Source organism: Paenibacillus silvae, from assembly GCF_014639235.1.
In the GTDB taxonomy this organism is placed as follows: domain Bacteria; phylum Bacillota; class Bacilli; order Paenibacillales; family Paenibacillaceae; genus Paenibacillus; species Paenibacillus silvae.
Genome location: NZ_BMFU01000004.1, coordinates 626440 through 644801, shown reverse-complemented (window position 1 = coordinate 644801; position 18362 = coordinate 626440). Strand labels below are relative to the sequence as shown.

General features: G+C 44.4%; 18 protein-coding genes. 3 read left to right on the top strand and 15 right to left on the bottom strand.

Going from position 1 to position 18362, the window contains the following annotated elements:
* The first annotated feature begins 216 nt into the window (after positions 1–216).
* From IEW26_RS17305 to IEW26_RS17295, 3 genes are read left to right on the top strand one after another with little or no spacing between them, the layout of a single operon-like run.
* A complete protein-coding gene (locus IEW26_RS17305; RefSeq protein WP_188593226.1) occupies positions 217–2028 on the top strand; it encodes a cache domain-containing sensor histidine kinase in 1812 nt (603 codons plus the stop codon).
* Positions 2029–2033: 5 nt separating this feature from the next.
* Positions 2034–3623 (top strand): response regulator transcription factor, encoded by a 1590-nt coding sequence (locus IEW26_RS17300; RefSeq protein WP_229729915.1) that lies wholly within the window; start codon positions 2034–2036, stop codon positions 3621–3623.
* The gene (locus IEW26_RS17295) at positions 3616–4650 is read left to right on the top strand and encodes a sugar ABC transporter substrate-binding protein (protein WP_188593224.1); all 1035 of its coding nucleotides are present in this window, start codon (positions 3616–3618) and stop codon (positions 4648–4650) included. Before IEW26_RS17300 ends, IEW26_RS17295 begins: the two co-directional genes overlap by 8 nt.
* A 115-nt stretch (positions 4651–4765) precedes the next feature.
* Here IEW26_RS17295 and bglB read toward each other — a convergent pair whose 3' ends face one another.
* The 15 genes from bglB to IEW26_RS17220 form a co-directional block, all read right to left on the bottom strand.
* Positions 4766–5833 (bottom strand): beta-galactosidase BglB, encoded by a 1068-nt coding sequence (bglB, locus tag IEW26_RS17290; RefSeq protein WP_188593223.1) that lies wholly within the window; start codon positions 5831–5833, stop codon positions 4766–4768.
* 35 nt (positions 5834–5868) lie between these two features.
* Positions 5869–8424 (bottom strand): hypothetical protein, encoded by a 2556-nt coding sequence (locus IEW26_RS17285; protein WP_188593222.1) that lies wholly within the window; start codon positions 8422–8424, stop codon positions 5869–5871.
* Between the two features lie 5 nt (positions 8425–8429).
* Positions 8430–9254: a carbohydrate ABC transporter permease gene (locus tag IEW26_RS17280; RefSeq protein ID WP_188593221.1), complete on the bottom strand. Its 825-nt coding sequence runs from the start codon at positions 9252–9254 to the stop codon at positions 8430–8432.
* Positions 9254–10159: a carbohydrate ABC transporter permease gene (locus tag IEW26_RS17275; RefSeq protein WP_188593220.1), complete on the bottom strand. Its 906-nt coding sequence runs from the start codon at positions 10157–10159 to the stop codon at positions 9254–9256. Before IEW26_RS17275 ends, IEW26_RS17280 begins: the two co-directional genes overlap by 1 nt.
* A 100-nt stretch (positions 10160–10259) precedes the next feature.
* Positions 10260–11531 (bottom strand): ABC transporter substrate-binding protein, encoded by a 1272-nt coding sequence (locus IEW26_RS17270; RefSeq protein WP_188593219.1) that lies wholly within the window; start codon positions 11529–11531, stop codon positions 10260–10262.
* Between the two features lie 22 nt (positions 11532–11553).
* Positions 11554–12435, bottom strand: a complete 882-nt coding sequence (locus IEW26_RS17265; protein WP_188593218.1) for a helix-turn-helix domain-containing protein — start codon at positions 12433–12435, stop codon at positions 11554–11556.
* Between the two features lie 400 nt (positions 12436–12835).
* A complete protein-coding gene (locus IEW26_RS30640; protein ID WP_308423492.1) occupies positions 12836–13042 on the bottom strand; it encodes a GNAT family N-acetyltransferase in 207 nt (68 codons plus the stop codon).
* A gap of 5 nt (positions 13043–13047) precedes the next feature.
* The gene (locus tag IEW26_RS17255) at positions 13048–13332 is read right to left on the bottom strand and encodes a hypothetical protein (protein WP_145402668.1); all 285 of its coding nucleotides are present in this window, start codon (positions 13330–13332) and stop codon (positions 13048–13050) included.
* A 40-nt stretch (positions 13333–13372) separates the two neighbouring features.
* Positions 13373–13822: a hypothetical protein gene (locus IEW26_RS17250; RefSeq protein ID WP_188593217.1), complete on the bottom strand. Its 450-nt coding sequence runs from the start codon at positions 13820–13822 to the stop codon at positions 13373–13375.
* A 51-nt stretch (positions 13823–13873) separates the two neighbouring features.
* Positions 13874–14323: a GNAT family N-acetyltransferase gene (locus IEW26_RS17245; RefSeq protein ID WP_188593216.1), complete on the bottom strand. Its 450-nt coding sequence runs from the start codon at positions 14321–14323 to the stop codon at positions 13874–13876.
* Positions 14289–14519, bottom strand: a complete 231-nt coding sequence (locus IEW26_RS17240; RefSeq protein WP_188593215.1) for a hypothetical protein — start codon at positions 14517–14519, stop codon at positions 14289–14291. Before IEW26_RS17240 ends, IEW26_RS17245 begins: the two co-directional genes overlap by 35 nt.
* Positions 14516–15292 (bottom strand): class I SAM-dependent methyltransferase, encoded by a 777-nt coding sequence (locus IEW26_RS17235; protein WP_188593214.1) that lies wholly within the window; start codon positions 15290–15292, stop codon positions 14516–14518. Before IEW26_RS17235 ends, IEW26_RS17240 begins: the two co-directional genes overlap by 4 nt.
* A 246-nt stretch (positions 15293–15538) precedes the next feature.
* Positions 15539–15982 carry a hypothetical protein gene (locus IEW26_RS17230; RefSeq protein ID WP_188593213.1) on the bottom strand — a complete coding sequence of 148 codons (444 nt, stop codon included), beginning with the start codon at positions 15980–15982 and terminating at the stop codon, positions 15539–15541.
* Between the two features lie 73 nt (positions 15983–16055).
* Positions 16056–16529, bottom strand: coding sequence for an NUDIX hydrolase (locus IEW26_RS17225; RefSeq protein ID WP_188593212.1), 474 nt, complete (start codon positions 16527–16529; stop codon positions 16056–16058).
* A gap of 147 nt (positions 16530–16676) precedes the next feature.
* Entirely contained in the window at positions 16677–18230 is a 1554-nt protein-coding gene (locus IEW26_RS17220; protein ID WP_229729897.1) for a glycoside hydrolase, read from the bottom strand.
* Positions 18231–18362 lie beyond the last annotated feature (132 nt).

Genomic DNA, 18362 nt, shown 5'->3' with positions numbered 1-18362 from the left:
GTGTGATCACATTATAAAACGCTTACAATGCAGACTGACATGGAATGTAATTCGATTTTTATGTAATAATTTAGTAATTTCGGAGGACCTGCTGTGAAAATGTGGAATTTCTTTGGATATTGGTGTACTATTTTGCGATCATCTGTAATGTTTAAAATTCATGTTATAATAATGCTACCTATATTATCCTGATCCCTTCAGATGGAGTGGAAGACGTTGAAACTTGTCCAATGGATCACCTCAAGCCTCAGACTTAAATTGCTCAGCATGTTCATCATCCTCAGCTCAGTGCCGCTCATCGTTGTAGGATTGATCTCTTACCATAAGTCGTACACTGTCGTATCGAATCATAATAAGGCTTCCACACAGCTGGCTGCTGATCAGCTTGCAAGAAACATTGATATTATGTTCGAGGACACAGAACGACTGCTGGAGCTGGGCAAAAATCCACAGGTGCTTCAATATTTGTACTCCCAATCCGAGTCTTATGCCGAAGCCAAAGCCATCTTACAAACGTACAATCTTTATCGTGAAACCTACAAATATGATAAGGTACTGAATATTTCTTTTGTTAATTTCTATGGTAAAGGCCTCAGCGAACGCAAAGGAGTATTCAAGCTGGAACGCAACCCGCTTCGGAATCCCTATTTTCAGTATCTGGTGCAATATCCCGATGCCATTTTACGCATCCCGCATGCCGCGCCCTACGCTGAACAGAATCAATTGGACGGATTTGTGTACCCAAAGCAGAATGCGCTTTCAATTATGACCACTGTCAAAGAACGCATTACACAGGAGGTCATCGGTTTTATTGTGATTGACATGAATGACGCATTCATTGATGATTTTTTGACAACAACAAAGATCAAGAATTCCGGCTTCTTTTATATTAATGATCAATATGGTCAGACACTGTTTAAACCGCCATCTGAGCAGGCCACTCCTGCCGTCATCGAGCAGATTAATTCGATGTCCGTATACGCCCGGAAGGACAGCTTTAATCTGTCCACAGGTGCCAAACCCCAATTTGTCGTATACAGCACGTCAAAACAAACGGGATGGCAGATCGTCGGAGCAGCTCCTTTTCAAGAAATTCTCGCAGAGGCCAACAGCATTCGGCAGTTAATCATCATCAGCGTTTTATTAAGCGCATTCTTTGCTATTTCTTTATATTTTTTCCTGAACAATCGACTGATTTTCCCCATTCAGATTCTGATGAACAAGATGCGCAAGGCGGCGAGCGGTTATTTGGAAGCCAAGGTCTCCCCTGCCGGCTCAGACGAAATCGCGGATCTCGGTCAAAGCTTTAATACGATGCTGGAGCAGATCAAAGGGCTGATGGAACAGAGCATCAAGGAAAATGAGCAGGTAAAAATAGCCGAGCTGCGCACACTGCAAGCACAGATTAATCCGCATTTCCTGTACAACACACTGGAATCGATTATCTGGATGGCTGAAGCTGACAAAAAGGAAAGTGTGATCAAGCTTGTTCAGGCCCTCTCCAAATTTTTTCGTCTAAGTCTGAACAACGGCTTCGATTGGGTTACAATTCAAACCGAGCTTGAGCATGCCCGTAATTACCTGGTTATTCAGCAGATGCGTTATCACGACATTTTGTCATACGAAATCCAGGTTGACCCCGAGCTGCAGCATTATCCGATTTTGAAAATGACACTGCAGCCTCTGATCGAAAACGCGATCTACCATGGGATCAAAAACAAACGTGGTCAAGGACTTATTTTGATCCAAGCCTGTGCAGATGAAACGAGTATCGTACTGACCGTACATGACAATGGTATTGGCATGTCTGAGGAGCAGCTGGCTCAATTAAGAGAAGCACTGGAACAATCTGCAGATTTCCATTCCGCTCCCAAGCAAGAGCAGGAAGGCGGATTTGGTCTGATGAATGTACATCACCGGATTCGGCTCTATTTCGGTCCTTCCTATGGTGTGGAAATGGAAAGCACATATATGGAGGGTAGTACGTTTAAAATTCGAATTCCAAAGAGCAAGGAGGTTCGGCATTGAAAAAGGTGATACTTGTAGACGATGAGATTGCAATTCGGGAAAACATTCGCAGCAGCGTCGATTGGGAGAAGGAAGGGTTTCATTATTGCGGAGATGCCCCTGATGGAGAGATGGCTTTACCTTTAATTGAAGAATGGGCTCCTGATATTCTGATCACCGACATCAAAATGCCATTTATGGACGGATTAGAGCTGGCTTCCGTCGTCCGTGCCCAAAAGCCTAATATCAAGATCATTATTATGAGCGGTCATGATGAATTTCGCTATGCTCAGGAAGCGATCCGGCTTGGTGTAACCGAGTATTGCCTGAAGCCTGTCAGCGCGGCGGAACTTCTTCAGATTTTGCATCAGGTCAGCCAGAAAATGGATGAAGAGGAGCAGCGGATGATGAGTCTTGCCATGACTAAGGAAAAATTGCTGGCCGATCTTTGTGGCGGTCTCATCGGTACCAGTGATGCAATTGATTCCGCCAAGAAGCTGTCACTCCCCCTATCAGCCAGGTTCTACGCCATCGCTATTGTCGATATAAGACTACATGATGAGTCACAGTACTCGGAGCAACTGCTGAATAAAACACTGCATGTTCTGGAGACAGCCTGCAGCGTGCATGCCGAGCTTCTGGCTTACATTCGAAGTCGTACAGAGTTAGTGCTGCTGCTTAAATCCAACTCGGAGGACAGCATCAACACGTGTCTGGAAGCGCTCCGAGGGCATACCCGTCTGGAACTGGAGCAGTTGTTTAACTGCAGCATCATTCTGGGCATTGGCAGCATGCAGGAACGCTTGCAGGGCATTCATATTTCCTATCTGGAAGCGGATGAAGATAAATATATTACACGTCTGACTTTGCAAAATAAAGCTTCGCTTCGAGGCATTCAGCTGCATGAGAAAATGAATATTTGTCTGGATCGTCATCAATTCCTTGAGTTTCTCAAGCTTGGCAGCCCTCAGCTGCGTGACAGTTTTGTACGGGAATTCGCTTCCCCGCTGAAGCCTGTTGACTGGCATACCTCAACGTATGGCTTTTATTTGTTAAACGATCTGACCCTGGAGTCCTTTCGCATGGCGAATCAGCTATTTCGGATGGGGGCTGATGCTGATGAAAATATCAGGAGCCTGCAGCAGATGATCGAGAGCATTGGAAACTGGGAGCATTGCAAGCAGTACCTGTGTACTTTGCTGGATCAATTATGGCAACGAAGGGCCGCATCCTCTGGCAAATATAGTGATGTCATTGATCAGGTCAAATCCTACGTATCACAACAATATAATAATGAGCAGGTTTCATTGAAAACCATCTCTGCCCATGTTCGAATCAGCTCAAGCCATCTCAGCAAAATTTTCAGTCAGGAAACCGGTCAGACGATCACAGAGTATTTAACTCAGGTGCGTATCAACAAGGCCAAGGAGCTGTTGAAAACAACAAGCAACAAGACCTTTGAAGTTGCCTACAAGGTAGGTTATAATGACCCGCACTATTTCTCTAATATTTTCAAAAAAACAACGGGCTGCACGCCCAAAGAATTCCGCTCACAAGGAGCTATGCCATTTCATGAACCGCCATCCGATCAGATTGAAGAGCCCATGTATGACTAAATTCAAATGCGCTGTCTGGCTCCTCTTTACGATGCTGCTTCTATTCACGCTCACTTCTTGTGCGGTCTTAACTTCTGATTCAAGCGTGCCTGCTGGCTCAACGCTGTCTTCCCGTTCAGGTGAATCAGGTCGATTACAGCCCTCAGGGAAGGAAACCGGTCTGCACGCTGCGGAATCCACGGATCAACCTGAGAAGAACAAAATCTTCGGCATCATCTACCCGATGACCTATCCAACCTATGAGATGATTACGACGGACGCTGCCCAGGCCGCTGAAAAGCATCATGTCACCTTGAACGTCAATGCGCCAGATGAAGCCAATACGGAGCAGCAAATTCGCATTGTGGAGAACATGATCAAACAGCGTGTGGATGGCATCGCCATATCCCCTGTAGACGCGGCCGCGCTCACGCCTGTTATTGATAAAGCAATTGCAGCCGGTATTCCCGTGCTGACGTTTGAATCCGATGCGCCCTCCAGCAAGCGCACTGCTTATATCGGTGCTGACAACTATCGTACGGGAAAACAATTCGCAATCACCACCTCAAGACTGCTGCATAATCAAGGTATGATTTTGGTCGAGAGCGGGCTGCAAGAGATGCACGGGCTGCAGCAGCGGCTGAACGGATTTATTGATTATATTCGCAATGAAACAGCGATTGAAGTGCTGGAGGTCAAATACAATCAAGGCAATGAAGCTCGGGCTGCAGCGGATATTGAAGCCATGATTGATGCTCATCCGCATTTTAATGCGGTGGTCGGGCTGGATTTTGTGTCTGTCTCGGCCTCTGTTCTCGTCTGGAAAGCCAAAGGGTTAAACAGGCATCTTATTGCTTTAGGTGACACCTCAATAAGTAATAAAGGACTGATGAATGGACAATTATCGGCTGTGATCTCACAGAATGAACGGAGGTGGGGAGCGGAAATTATTGAAACGCTGCTACGCGCAAGCGACAGACTTGCTGTGGAGGAATTTTTGGATACAGGGATTACTGAAATCAATCAGGACAATGTTTCTCATGAATAGCTTAAACTCCATTAAGACAGCCTTGGCACGCATCAAAACACCCTATAGATAGACCCTTAGGGGCTCATTCTATAGGGTGAGATTTAATCATTCATACACACTAAAATAACATTTATTAAGCTTCTGGAATCCGTAATGCCTCAATCAGAATAAACAGGGTAAGCGCTTGCCCATAACCCATCGGACTGATCGGTATTTCTTTGTAAAACTGGGCATCGTTGCCCACAGGCGTTCCATAAGACACCTGCTGTACTACTCCGTTATCATCAATGTGTCGCAGCACCGCTTCAAGTGCCTTCATACCGATATTCCGATAGGACTCGTCCAGGTAGCCATACCGAATCCCTTTAAGAATACCGTATCCAAACGCTGCCGTTGCGGAGGTTTCTTTATACGAGTCTGGATCATCCAGAACCGTATGCCACATCCCGTCCTCATCCTGCAGCTTGCCAAGCGCTCTGACCTGCGCAGTCGCTGTATCCAGCAGATAAGCCTTTAGCCCATCCTCAATCGGAATGATATTCAGAAAATCCATCACTCCAGCCGTATACCAGGCATTGCCTCTTCCCCAATGAACAGCACCATAGTTATGATTTTCATTGAAATCCCAGCCATGATAGAACAAACCGGTTTGTTTATTATAGAGAAATTTAATATGCACAAGGAATTGCCGCTTGGCTTCTTCCACATAGGCTGGTTTTTTAAAATGCACTCCTGCTTTGGCCAAAAACAACACGGTCATAAATAGCGTATCAATCAGAATTTGTCCATCATTCGCATCGCCCGTGATCATATGCTGAAATGCACCATCTCCGGTTCGCAGCAGTTCCTCCATAATCCAGCTGCTCCACTCTTCACAAACTCGTTCATATTTCTCGTTCCCGGTCAATTCGCATAGTGAAATCAACGTAAGCAGCGGTGCACACGTATTCACATTTTTCTCCGGTAATCCTTCCGTTAATCTTGCATCGTACCAGGATTCAAGAAAACGAAGCACCTCTGCATCCTTTGTTGCTTCATAGAGCTGAAGGAGACCATAAAGTCCAACCCCTTGCGGCCATTCCCACAAATGGATATCGATTAGTCCAATCGGAAACTGTTCATTGATGCTTGTATTTTTCATCGATTTCATCGCATCGGATACCTTGTTTATGTTCTCCAGAAGTACGTCTTGATTCGGCATTATGGCTGTCACTCCCTAGATTTATTACACACGATTCAACGCTTTATATCCTGCAGCACCAGCTGTCCCTTTACTCCGTAGCCTTCATGTATGACTTCCTCCCCTTGAATAAGAAAAGGTTTGTTCATCCCCCATTGAATGGAGCCATATACAGGGTCGATCAGACTGAGCGTAAGAGAAGTGCTGTCGAATTGCGGGCTGGTCGAACAAACCTGGTTAATAAAGTTATTAAACGACCCGAATTGCAGTTCGTTTCCTGCCCTGATAATCCAGGCATTACGCAATCCAGGGGAAATAAGCTCACGCTCTCTTGTCAATCCGTTCTTCTCCATGCTCATTCCATTTGCTGCATATAACGCCGCATACCCTTTATCCAGACGGGCAAAATACCAGTTCTCATGCTTCTCCCACTCTGTAAAGAAGCTTGTAGGAAAATAAGCATGTGTCCAATCCGAAGTATGGGTTGCTGGAATATCAAACATCATTAAAGCTATAGCTTCATGCTGAATGACGTCGGGCAAAATCGCGTTACCAGCCCAGAAGCAAGGGCGGCCATCTCCATGCTTGTATATTTCTGCGGGATGATTCACCCATACCTGCGCCTCAGGTGACAAGGAGAGATGATTGACATGCTCCTGATAACCTTGCTTGCCCGGTCTAAAGCGTATGATGGATGAAAGTGCGTACTCCGCTGTTCGATAATGATAGAGTTTGGCATATCCTCCCTTGCCCTGCTGATTGGTAAACGTTAGCTGCTGATTTTCCTCAAGCAAGAGATGTTCCTGGTATTCCGCAGGAGGCATGTAATCGCATAAACTCAAGGCTACATTGCTGATTGAATAATTATTTACGTGACCGACACCATAACCGATCCAGCACATGGACGTTGTTCCCGCCGCATAACTACCCAGCAATTCCTTCTCATAGCTACGGCCAAACGTCGTAGACATAACCCCTCGGTGCATTTGTACCGTAATATAATAAAATAACAAATCCAATGCTTTTTTCGCTTGCTCTCTAAGCTGTTCATTCTCAGCAAACTCATAGATATGCAAGAGTCCAACGGCATCAATGGGAATGTATGCACTGGAATTCCATTCTGCCAATCCTTCGTCCATAAAGCGCTCAAACCATAAGGCAAGTCTCTCCTCCGCTTTCTGACGATGCACTTCACCTGTTTCCCCACTGTTCGTGAACATTTCTTCCCCAAACAGTTGTCCAGCTAAAAGCTCATTGGTGTGGAACAACAAAGCATGATTCTCACTGAAAAACCACATCACATCGTCACCAGGCTCATCAATCCAGTAACGATAGTTCAAAATACTTTCTTTTACCCGATCCCAGAACGCTTCACTGAACAAACCGCTATTGCGTTCATCTCTCCACAGGCGGAACAGTCCAACCAGATAAAAATCGCTGCAATCTTTCCGCTGCTCAATGCCTTCGATGCCTTCCAGCAGCATCTTCTCCGCCTCTTGCACATTACCATTGGTTTTGAGCATGGCAATTGCTGTGTGAATGTTAGAGCTTCCCTTCTCGGCGATACATTGAAGAGCCAAAGATTTACGTGCTTCAATATCCTTAGCTTGCTGAGCAGCCTCATCATAACGGGTATCGTAGGATTGGCAGCCAAACTTCTTCGTCAGAACTACGTTTGAAACGGAGATCGTCAGCGTGAAATATACGTAATGATGTCCAATTTCATTGGTATGCCCGAGAATCAGATCGGTTGACTTCTCGGCGATCTGTACCGTCTTATTTTCGGTGCCATCAAAGAAGTTGCCGTACTGGACATGCACCTCTCTCACGGTATCCGGCAAGGGTAGTGGAAGACAAAGCTTAATCTCTTCACCTCTAAAAATATCTGAAGCGAAATAGGCTTGTTCCAATGCTCGCTCAGCTGATTGCACAGGCTCTACCAGATGGGAAGCAATAGGCAGTGAAATATGTAACTGCTCGTTCCCAAGGTATTCTAGTGCAAATGCATACATCGTATCTCGTTCAGCCAGATCCTCCCAGCAGGCATAAATCTCATTGATTCCGGCTAACAGTTCGGCTTGAATAACGACTTCCTGCTCCTTGTTACGAACGAGCGGCGCAAAATCCGTTACCTGTTCTCCATTGATCCACAGTGTCAAGCTTCCATACGTTTTGATTCGGAATGAGGCCGTATGAGTGACCGGAGATACGAGGCGTGTCGCCGCATAACTGCGAAGATGGGTAGGTACAAACCAAAAACCTGATCTCTCTACTCGTGGATTACCCCAGGGAGAATAAATCTCCCAGGACATCCCCTCCTGTTCCCCCTCGAAATGATCCCCGGGACTTGGGAACTCACTTAATTTTTCAAAAAATCGGGGTACAGATTGTGATCTTCTATTTTCAACAAATTCCTGTCTGCACGGGTTCTCATGAATGGCAAATCCATCAATAAGCCAATCATTAATATCGCCTTCCATCGTTGTTGGAACAAAAGCTACAGGCCGCATATATATGCCACTGATTAACCAATGATTGATAACCTGATTACCGCCCAATTTCATGGGCTTGTGATCCAAAGTTTGCATCCCGCTACGGGTGGGTTCTAACATCTAGCTCATCCTTTCATGCCTGAAGTAATCATGCCGCTGACAAAATAACGCTGGAAAACCATAAATACAATCAGTACCGGAAGCATCGTGATGACGGACATCGCAAGCAGGCTTCCCCAATCGACGTTGTATTCACCAATAAAATTAGAAAGCGCCAGCTGAATCGTATATTTGGATGGATCACTAATTGCAATTAACGGCCATACAAAGTCATCCCATCTCCACATAAAAGAAAAGATTGCAAGCACAGCGAGAATCGGCTTGGCTATGGGAAGAATAATGCTCCAGTAAATTTTCCATTCACCTGCTCCATCCATACGTGCCGCTTCCAGCAGCTCGTCCGGTACGGTCAACAAGTACTGCCGCATAAGGAACACCCCTGTCGGAGTTGCGGCAGGCGGGATAATAATTGCTAGCAGCGTATTATATAGACCAAGTGCACTTAGCACTTTGAAGATCGGAATCATGATAACCTCAATGGGAATCATAAGAGTCGAGATAAAAGCAATTAATATGATTGAGCTGCCACGGAAACGATACTTTGCAAGTGCAAAACCTGCCATGGAGTTAATCAACAGCAGCAAAAGCGTTGAAGACAGCGTGACAATCGTACTATTCATGAAATACAAGCCAAAATCGCCTTTTTTGAATGCCGTCGTGAAATGTTCAAAGGTCACTGGATCTGGCCACAATTTGGGAGGAAAGCTGTACAGATCGCTATTGGTCTTCAGGGCAGAGATCACAACCCACAGCACAGGCAGGAGCCACAACGCTGCGGCCACAATCAATATACCGTAGATCATTATTTTGGCCATAGGTTTCATCACCATCAGACAGCTCCTCCTTTCGATAAGCGGAATTGAAGTGCCGAGAAACCGCCAATAAGTATAAACAAAACGACGGACATGGCACTGGCAAGACCTAATTCCTGCCTGTTAAAGCCAATCTCATAAATATACTGAACAATATACGTGGTTTCTTTGCCCGGGCCCCCGCCTGTAAGCGCAAACATAAGTGGAAAGGCTTTAAACGCGTCAATGAGACAAAGCATGACCACAAGCAAACTTGTCGGCTTCAATAACGGCAGGGTAATATAACGAAACACTTTGGTACCCGTTGCTCCATCCAAGCGAGCAGCCTCATAATAATCTGTAGGTATAGCCTGCAAGCCTGCGATAAAAATGACCATGAAAAAGCCCGCCCGTGACCAGACCGTTGCAATAATTACAGCCGTGTTGGCCCAGAAAGATGAGGTCAGAAAGCCGATCGGCTCGGCACCTGCCATCGTGAGCAAATGATTCAGAATGCCAAACGAATCTCCGAAAATCCACTTCCAGGTCAAACCTACGATGATAAAAGATATCATGGTTGGCCAGTAAAATATCGCCCTGAAGAAGCCGCGCATTCGAATCTCACGAGCAAGCAGCAAAGCAATACCTAATGCTGCTGCATAAATTAACGGAACAACAATGACGGCATAGATGCCTGTTCGGCCAATGGTTGACCAGAATTCCCCATCTGTCATGATCTTGATATAATTGTCCAGACCGTTGAACTTCATCGGATTCAGTCCATCGTAAACATGGAAAGAATAATACAATCCCAGCAAAGAGGGAAAAACGATGAAAATACCAAAGATCAGGAGGTTGGGAAGTATAAACAGATACGGAGCGATGAGAAGCTTCCTGTTCTGTCTTGCCAAGGTTTTTGGATTGGATCGTTGTGTTTCACTCATCTGTGTGCTCCTTCCTTATAAGTACATGGAAAGAGGGCTTAACAGGAATCGGTAAGCCCCCGTTGTTATTACCACGTAACTTTATGTCACGCTTTGCGTGTTATTGACTGGCAATCGCTTCATTAATCTTCTTGGCCATAGTGTCCAAGGCCTGTTGCGGAGTTGCTTTGTCGGATAATACGTCCATAATATTATTTTTCAAGTCCGTTGAAATTTTGGAGATCAGTGTTTGTCTGGACCAGTCATTTGCTGCAAGAGGCGAACTGTTTTTCAGTTCATCGGAGAATATTTCAAACATCTCCTTGCCAAATTCATAATTTAGCGTTGCACTGTCTTTACGCGGGCTCATGAACAATGACTCCTGATTATACTTCGAATTGACTTCCTTGGACGTTAAATATTCAATAAACTTTGCAGCTTCCTGCTCCTGTCCACTGCCCTTAAAGGCCATAAGGAACTTCCCTCCGGGTACGGAAGAACGCTGCGTACCTTTTGGCATGTAGGTAACACCCCATTCGAAGTCGGTGATATCCTTATAATTGCTAATCATCCAGTTACCAGCCCAGTGAGCTGCTACCGTACCGGAACGGAACAGGTTGTTCGGGTTCTCTCCACCGAGCCATACCGATTCAGGCATGATTCCCTCTTGATGAAGCTGTTTGAACATCTCCATAGAACGAATTCCAGCTTCACTGTTAATTGCTGCCGCACTGCCATCCTCCGTCAAGATGCTCCCGCCATTCTGGTACAACAGCGTAGACCACCGATGCGGCGTAACATCCCAAACCATGCCATATCGTGCTCCGCCTTTGTCCATCACCTGTCTTAGTGCAGCAATATATTCATCCCAGGTCCATACCTCATCTGGAGAAGTTGGCACCTTGACACCGGCTTTATCAAACAAGGTTTTGTTATAAATCAATCCATTCGCGGTGACATCCATCGGCGCGGCTACCAGTTTTTTATCCATAACATAATAAGGTTTAAGGGAATCGATAAATTGATCCTCGAATTGTTCCGCATTTCCTACATAAGGGGTAAGATCTACAGCCTGATTCGCAAAAGACCCCGTATCCGTCACCCGGCTCAATGCTGGCGGTTTTCCTCCAGATAACATCGTTTTCAACTTCGTTTGGATATCCTTGAAGCCAACCTCAATCAGATTGATTTTTACGCTGGTATTGCTTTGCTCGTATTCTTTAATGATTTCCTTGATGACTTCTCCTTCTTTCCCGTCAGAGAACCATAAGAAATCAAGAGACTTCTGTTTCCCACTAGCATTGTTACCCGTATCACCACAGGCAGTCAGCATGATGAGCACCGCGATCATCAGAACACTGATGCTCATTTTAAACCATGTTTTTCCTGTCATATCAACATCTCCTTCAGAAGAATTAATGGTGTTTAACTGTGTTAAGCAACTCGTTTTTACGGAACAGCTGCGGTGAGACACCTACATATTGTTTAAAAGCCCTGCTGAAATACACAGGTGTATTAAAGCCAAGTGTCTCTGATATTGACAAAATCGGTGCATCTGTGGAGATCAGCAGCTTTTTGGCCTCTGCTACCCTTTTGCGTATGACATAATTACTGATGGTATATCCCGTAGTCTCCTTGAAGGAGTGACAGATATAATATTTATTCAGATGTAACGTCTGGGAGAGTTCGTCCAGCGAAATATTCTCCGCATAATTCTGGTTTAAATAATGTAAAACCCGGCTCACACTGGACTGCTTCTGGGAAGAAATCAAAATCTGATCGACGGACTGTACACTTGTCATTTTCCGATAAATTCGCAGCAGCAATTGAGTAATTATTAGCTTAACCATCGTTTTACATCCCGTACTTCGGGTATCCATCTCCTCTTTGATTCCCTTAAATGTGCCTGTAATGTATTCACGCTCCTCGGGAGACCAGTGTACCAATAGCCCATTCGGATGACGAAATATGGACATGAGATTATCTAATTGACTAAGCTCAAGCATGTCCATTAGCAGAAGTTCCGTAAAATTAACAAAACTCCGCTTGTATACAATCTCCCTTGAAGGATTAATCCGATGGGGAACTCCGCCTCTGAAAATAAACATATCTCCAGGCTGCGGCTTGTATATTCGGTCACCGATCAAAAAGGTTGCATCCCCTTGAATAAAATAATGAATCTCATAACCGTTATGCGTATGCACAGGCCATTCATCCTGAAAATTATCAGCTTCTGACCGCACATAAACTTCATTCTCCTGCAATGCTATATTCGTCGGGGTGTGTATGGTTAACATCGATGAGGATCTCCCTTCTAAGAATATAAATAGCAATATAGTTCAATAATTTAAAATGATAGCGCTTTACAATGAATTGTATCACAGTTATTTCGATATAATCTGAACAATATTGCTGTATTGTTGATCACAATTGTTGCAAATGTTTTAAAAGATTTCACGCAGCTGCATGCTGGAAATAAAAAAAACCGCTGTCCAGCCCAAGGGCTATGACGCGGTATATACACGAAACTGCAGAAAAGTGTGCTCATTTTTCATATTCATTTTTCAGAATACTCATCACTAGACTGTCACGATAGGTGCCGTTCTTATATATTTTCTTTCGATATCGCCCTTCTTCTTGAAATCCACATTTAAGATAACACCTGTGAGCCGCCAGATTATACTCATATACTTCAAGTTACCCGATAACAAAACCTTTGTTTGCAGACGTCCCCTCAACCATCGTTTTGAAAAAGGATTCTGTCGCATAACTTGAATGAGGATATAAGAAATTGTCTGATAAATTGGCTGTTATACTCGGATCATTGACCCAGTTTTTCATATACTCCAGATCGGCGTCTTGGTATTCTCTGAGCACGATGCGTTCTCCATACAAACGAGACAACTTCGTCACCTCCCGGTGTGTTTTTTGTTCTTATCCTTTTTTATTAATTTGTCGATAATCAGACCTAATCCTGTCCAAAAAAGCAGATGCAATCCATAAATTAACGGTTGAAACAAATAAGCGGTCTCCGGGTTGGTATTGATACCTGTCAGCCACTTGTTCAAAAAAGGATTGAACGGATTCGTCAAATAAATCAAAATATTTTTATCATCATTTCCAGATAGATTGTTGAAACAAACTAATAACGAGAAAAGCACAAACCAGAAGGTCAGCTTTTTGAAAATGTTCATCTTCGTCTGTACCTCCTCTCTAGAAGACGATTTGAGCGGGTCAATCAGACCTGGAGATGTTATTGAGCTGTTCAATATATTCTCTTTTGTGAAAATGGAGAGAGGGTAAACTAGAATAATCCCAGTGTCCTCCCGGGGAATCTTCCGCTCGATGGGGTTGTTCAAAATGACTCCACATGATGGAGTCACCTGTTTCTGTGATTTTCACCAACAGCGGCCAGCAATCTGGCAGTCCGCAGTTACAGCCCAGAACTAAGGTTTTTCCTTCATAATTAAAGATATCATCCTCCTGCAGCCTGCCTGTAAAGTGCGCTTCAATATGATCCACCAAATCGATATTAAGCCCTTCATACAAACCAGCAATTTCGGACTCGAATTGGGCTTCGTAACGCTTCATGCGCTCGATCAAAGATTCATCATTAACATAAATACTAATAACGGAAGCCTTTTGCTCTTCTGAATATTCAACTTTAAATTGTATTGAATCCATAATCCTGTCTCCTATTTGAATAAACTGTTGTACCCAAGCAGATATCGTCCATCAATTGCACTGCAAAGCTCGAACAACCTCACCATCGATAAGTTCTTCACTTATCCGGTGAAAACCGAGAGATTCATACAAACTACTTGCCGCCCGATTCTCAGGTCTATGTCCTATCAGAATACGTTCACAGTTCAGCGTTGTTTGCATCCATTGAGCTAAAGCCAGCAATGCTTCTTTTCCATACCCTCTGCCTTGAAACTTACTGTCAATCATTAGAGCAGGAAGCCAATAGTCACCCATATCATGAGCTTGATCGGAATACACTGCAAAACCAACGAGATTCGTACCGTTGTAGATCGCCATGGGTTGAAAGTCTGTGACAAATCTGGATTCGGCCAGCCAATAAACGACGGGTGCAGGGAACGTTGTTTTCTGTTCTTCACTTACCTCTAATTGAGTACAAGCAAACCAATCATCCAAAGAAACTGGTTTTACCTGAACAGTCATTTGATATTCCTCCTAATCGTTTCCTTTGTTCGCTTCCGACCTCCAATACACGCATCCCGTTTTTCAAACCATACCCCTCCAGATTGCGGAACTCCTTGGGCCACCCCATGATGGCCTGAACCTTTAACCGCTCCAACTCCTCTTGAAAACTTAACACCGCCGTTTGAATATTGTATGTTGAACGCTGATCACTCATAGGTTCTTCCGCCCTAGAAAAAGAGCAACCTTGTGCTGTTTATCGATCGTTCCACCTGCACCATCAATTGAATGTTTGATTCGCTCCAGAAGTGAACGCCGAACATCCTCAGCCAGCTGTTGATGCTTGGAATTTGTATTTAATAACGCGACATATTCGTCGCTGGAGCAAGTCTGTATCCAGTTATACTCCTTAACCTCAATATCCGTGAACAAGCCGGATTGTTCTGTAATTTCTTTACGCTCCTGAATCACTTCATCTGGCGAAGGATAGTGAGAATCATCCAGATGAGGGGCTAAAGCGGTGTAGTGGGAACGAATCTCATTATGCAGTGAGTCAAAGGTCGGAACATGAATCGTCCAGAAAAGGCCGATACCACCTTGATCCTCGAGCAGCTCCCAAGCCCGGCGATAACCGATCTCCGGTTTGATGAAATGAAAGGCTGTTCCTGACACAATTAAGGAGTAACGCTTTCCTTCCTCATCCCAGTTCTCAAAGGAAGTATTAATCACTCGAATGGAGGGATAGGACTTGAATTTATCTGCGGTGAACTGTGCCAGGTTACTCCCTAGTTCAATACACGTAATGTTTGTGTAGCCCTTACTTACCAAACCTCCGGTAGCCTGCCCTGTTCCGCATCCAATCTCCAGAATGGAATCTTCTTGGTTAATCTGTACATATGTAAAAATATCTTCAAACATTTCGCTCGGATATACGGGTCTATATTGTTCATATTCATTAACTACAAGGTTAAACGTTTCTTTGTTTTCCATTGTATCAACCTCCGATTTCTATTTTGAACCTCCATTGTACATTGACTAAACTTACCATATTTTATTATTCTTGATAACAAGAAGTTAAACCTCTCAATAACAGAATGATGTTATATAAGTTGAAGTAAAGATTTTACACAATCCACTCCGATGACAGAACAATCTTCCAATCACTGTTATCCCCAGATTTTTTCTGTCCTCTCCGTTCAAGTGTAAATGAATATATGCATTCTGTTATGATTTCTTTCATCGACTGACCAGATTGGCAGGCAATATCAATAGTTTATTGGTTTCTGGATTAAACGCCAAATACAGCGTTCTTCGTTCTCCTTTTTTCACATGCACATAATCTGTTCCCATACCGAATAAACTTCTGCCAGGAATCCACTGTGATCCCATAATTGTTAGATTGCGATGCACAACAAAATATTCTTTTGCTTCGATCATACTTCCTTCATCCAGAGCCAGTGGGGTCTTATTCCAGTTCATACGAATGATTTTCAGGGTGGTGAACACTTGATCATCTGAAATTTGCTGCTTTCCTGTTCCTTCAATGAACACCTCAGCATCAGGCGATGACCGAACAAAATCATAATCCCCCAACGCTTGATCAGTTCGATCCAGAACAATGAGCGGATCTAATGCGAAATAAGAAGCGATGATTATGAAAAAAGTATACAAAATCATCATTCTCTTTCTCCTGATTTTCATGAATTCCCTCACTTTTCGGATGATATGATTGGGTTACATTACGTATTGGATTCTACCTTGTCCTGATATGAATTATAGATTGAGAATCTCTGCTCTTTTTCCCAGTTAATAGAGCCAGTAGTCCATCTGGAACAAGCTTTATGTCCGCTTTTGTTTCATCAAAATCGTGTATGGACTTCCAAACAGCTCTGTAGGACTCTTTGCCTTCTGTACCTTGAAGCTCCGTCTGACTGTACACATAGGTGTTCTTAAATTTTGCTTCATAAATAAAATCAATTTCATGCCCTGTCTCTTCAACGCCAAAAATATTCTCGATTACAGCTACCAGCTGTGGAACTTCTATCTCTTGATTTAACTCTTCTCTAATTTCTCGTGTTAATGTGTGCTCACTGTTTTCTCCAAATTCAACTGTACCGCCAACAGGGCGATAAAACGTGGTTGAAATTCCGGGGAATTGAAATTCTTGCACAAGCACCTCATCATCATTACGTGTGAAAATGGCCAACGCCACCGTACGAATATTCATCTGTTCCTTTTTCTCCTTTCTATTTAATTATAGGTGTTAAAAAAGCCCATGACAGAATTTAGCTTAATAACACATTTCTGCATGTATCAAGCTCCATTATATCATGGGCGATATGGAGTGAAACCCTGACTATTTACTCTTTTACTTCTATTCTTTAACACCGCCAGTGAAGGTCACAACAGATTTTCCCGGAATAGTCAAAATAAATGACTGCTCTCCTGCCTCGCTTGTAACCGTCTCCTGAGAAGCTAAATCAAGTTCAGCACTGGTTACATAAGACTCCATTGTGGTAATTGGACCATTCAAGCCCAGTTCCCGAAGATTCACTTGGATGCACTTATCGTGTTCGCCATGGTTTACGAAAACAACCGTTACCGTCTGCTCTTCCTCATGAATGTAGGCAGAACCGAGCAGGCCGCTGTCAGCTTCCTCTCCTAGCCCGTTGAGTTCGACTCGCTTTGCTCCGGGACGGATGAATCGGCTGTAATTGCCGAGCACCCACAGCATCTTAGAGGTCAGAATGTTCTGCTCGTCTCCAGCTTCCTGATAATCCGTATAGATCAGTCCATCCTTATAATCCACCTTGGAGACAGCCGTCCACCACTGCCAGGCCGCAGCATGGGCTTCAACCAGATCAAAGTGAATCGTTCTTGCGGCATGCAGCGCTGGTTCAATGCCTAAATCACGTCCAGGGCCATAATCCCCCAAAATGCAATATTCCGTGACCCAATATTTGCTGTCTTGATCGTAATGGATGAGGTTGTTGTGTAGCAGCTGCCTAAGCCTCACCAGTCGATCATCTCCCGGATTACTGTAGTCGGACCAGTAGGAATGGGACGCGATTTTGTTGCCAATGGCTTCTTTCATCTGAGGATCGCCAATCAGGTCTTTTATGTACTCCCGGTATTTGCCTGTCCCCAGCTGGTTTGCACCACTGGAATAGGTTCCGCTGCCCGCAAACTGACGATAATATTCATCGTCCAGCAGTGAAGTAATCTCCACACCGTCGGGTGCGCTGATTTGCGTGTGCAGGTCGCTCTGCTGCAGCTGACGATATAACTCAAGAATGACTTGTTTCAGATCATCGTTATTGTAGCGATTGCCCTCCTGCCAAGCCTGGTTCCAGTCCCAGGTTGGCTCGTTGATCGGACTGATGTAATTAAAAGCCAGCCCTTTTTGCTTGAAATGTGCCAATACATCCATAAGATAGGCCGCAAATTTGCCTTCATACCCTGTTCTCAGGTTAGTGGAACCGACTTCAGGATCAGGCTGAGCATGACCATTCTTGGTCATCCATACCGGAGGGCTGTTCACAAAGGCGATAAGTGTCTCTACACCCCGATCATAAGCTGCCTTCAGAAACCATTGCTGACCTGACTGCTTGCTCCAGTCATATTCCCCTTCCTCCGCCATTTTGAAAGCTTCCGCTCGTCTCCACGGGTCAGGAATGCGATTCTGATCCGTTTCTGCCGAGCCTGCACCAATGTTGAAACGCCACGCGGATAATCCGATTCCCTTTTCTCTGGAAAACAAAAGATCAGCTACCCGAGCTTTGTTCTCTTCATTCCAATACCTTCCGAGTGGTTCCATCGACCATGCGTCCGAAGCCCCGAAGTTGTCTATACGCTGATAACGGATTCCTCCGTCAATCGTAATTCTCTTATCCGGTTTCACTTGTGTTTCTAGTGTATTACTCTCCATTCCTCTTCCCCTCTTCCTGACCTGTGCAGCCAACATTCATTGCCAGCAGTACCTTTCAGGAGACCGTCGGTATAGACAGGTCGCCCCGAATGGCCTGCAAACTTCCCAACATCATCCTAGTGCTTTCCAGGC

Excerpts from the sequence above, each read along its gene's own strand:
- IEW26_RS17295 (WP_188593224.1), top strand. The coding sequence starts at position 3,616 with ATGACTAAATTCAAATGCGCTGTCTGGCTCCTCTTTACGATGCTGCTT.
- bglB (WP_188593223.1), bottom strand. The coding sequence starts at position 5,833 with ATGCCGAATCAAGACGTACTTCTGGAGAACATAAACAAGGTATCCGAT.
- IEW26_RS17285 (WP_188593222.1), bottom strand. The coding sequence starts at position 8,424 with ATGTTAGAACCCACCCGTAGCGGGATGCAAACTTTGGATCACAAGCCC.
- IEW26_RS17280 (WP_188593221.1), bottom strand. The coding sequence starts at position 9,254 with ATGGTGATGAAACCTATGGCCAAAATAATGATCTACGGTATATTGATT.
- IEW26_RS17275 (WP_188593220.1), bottom strand. The coding sequence starts at position 10,159 with ATGAGTGAAACACAACGATCCAATCCAAAAACCTTGGCAAGACAGAAC.
- IEW26_RS17270 (WP_188593219.1), bottom strand. The coding sequence starts at position 11,531 with ATGACAGGAAAAACATGGTTTAAAATGAGCATCAGTGTTCTGATGATC.
- IEW26_RS17265 (WP_188593218.1), bottom strand. The coding sequence starts at position 12,435 with ATGTTAACCATACACACCCCGACGAATATAGCATTGCAGGAGAATGAA.
- IEW26_RS17255 (WP_145402668.1), bottom strand. The coding sequence starts at position 13,332 with ATGAACATTTTCAAAAAGCTGACCTTCTGGTTTGTGCTTTTCTCGTTA.
- IEW26_RS17250 (WP_188593217.1), bottom strand. The coding sequence starts at position 13,822 with ATGGATTCAATACAATTTAAAGTTGAATATTCAGAAGAGCAAAAGGCT.
- IEW26_RS17245 (WP_188593216.1), bottom strand. The coding sequence starts at position 14,323 with ATGACTGTTCAGGTAAAACCAGTTTCTTTGGATGATTGGTTTGCTTGT.
- IEW26_RS17240 (WP_188593215.1), bottom strand. The coding sequence starts at position 14,519 with ATGAGTGATCAGCGTTCAACATACAATATTCAAACGGCGGTGTTAAGT.
- IEW26_RS17235 (WP_188593214.1), bottom strand. The coding sequence starts at position 15,292 with ATGGAAAACAAAGAAACGTTTAACCTTGTAGTTAATGAATATGAACAA.
- IEW26_RS17230 (WP_188593213.1), bottom strand. The coding sequence starts at position 15,982 with ATGATGATTTTGTATACTTTTTTCATAATCATCGCTTCTTATTTCGCA.
- IEW26_RS17225 (WP_188593212.1), bottom strand. The coding sequence starts at position 16,529 with ATGAATATTCGTACGGTGGCGTTGGCCATTTTCACACGTAATGATGAT.
- IEW26_RS17220 (WP_229729897.1), bottom strand. The coding sequence starts at position 18,230 with ATGGAGAGTAATACACTAGAAACACAAGTGAAACCGGATAAGAGAATT.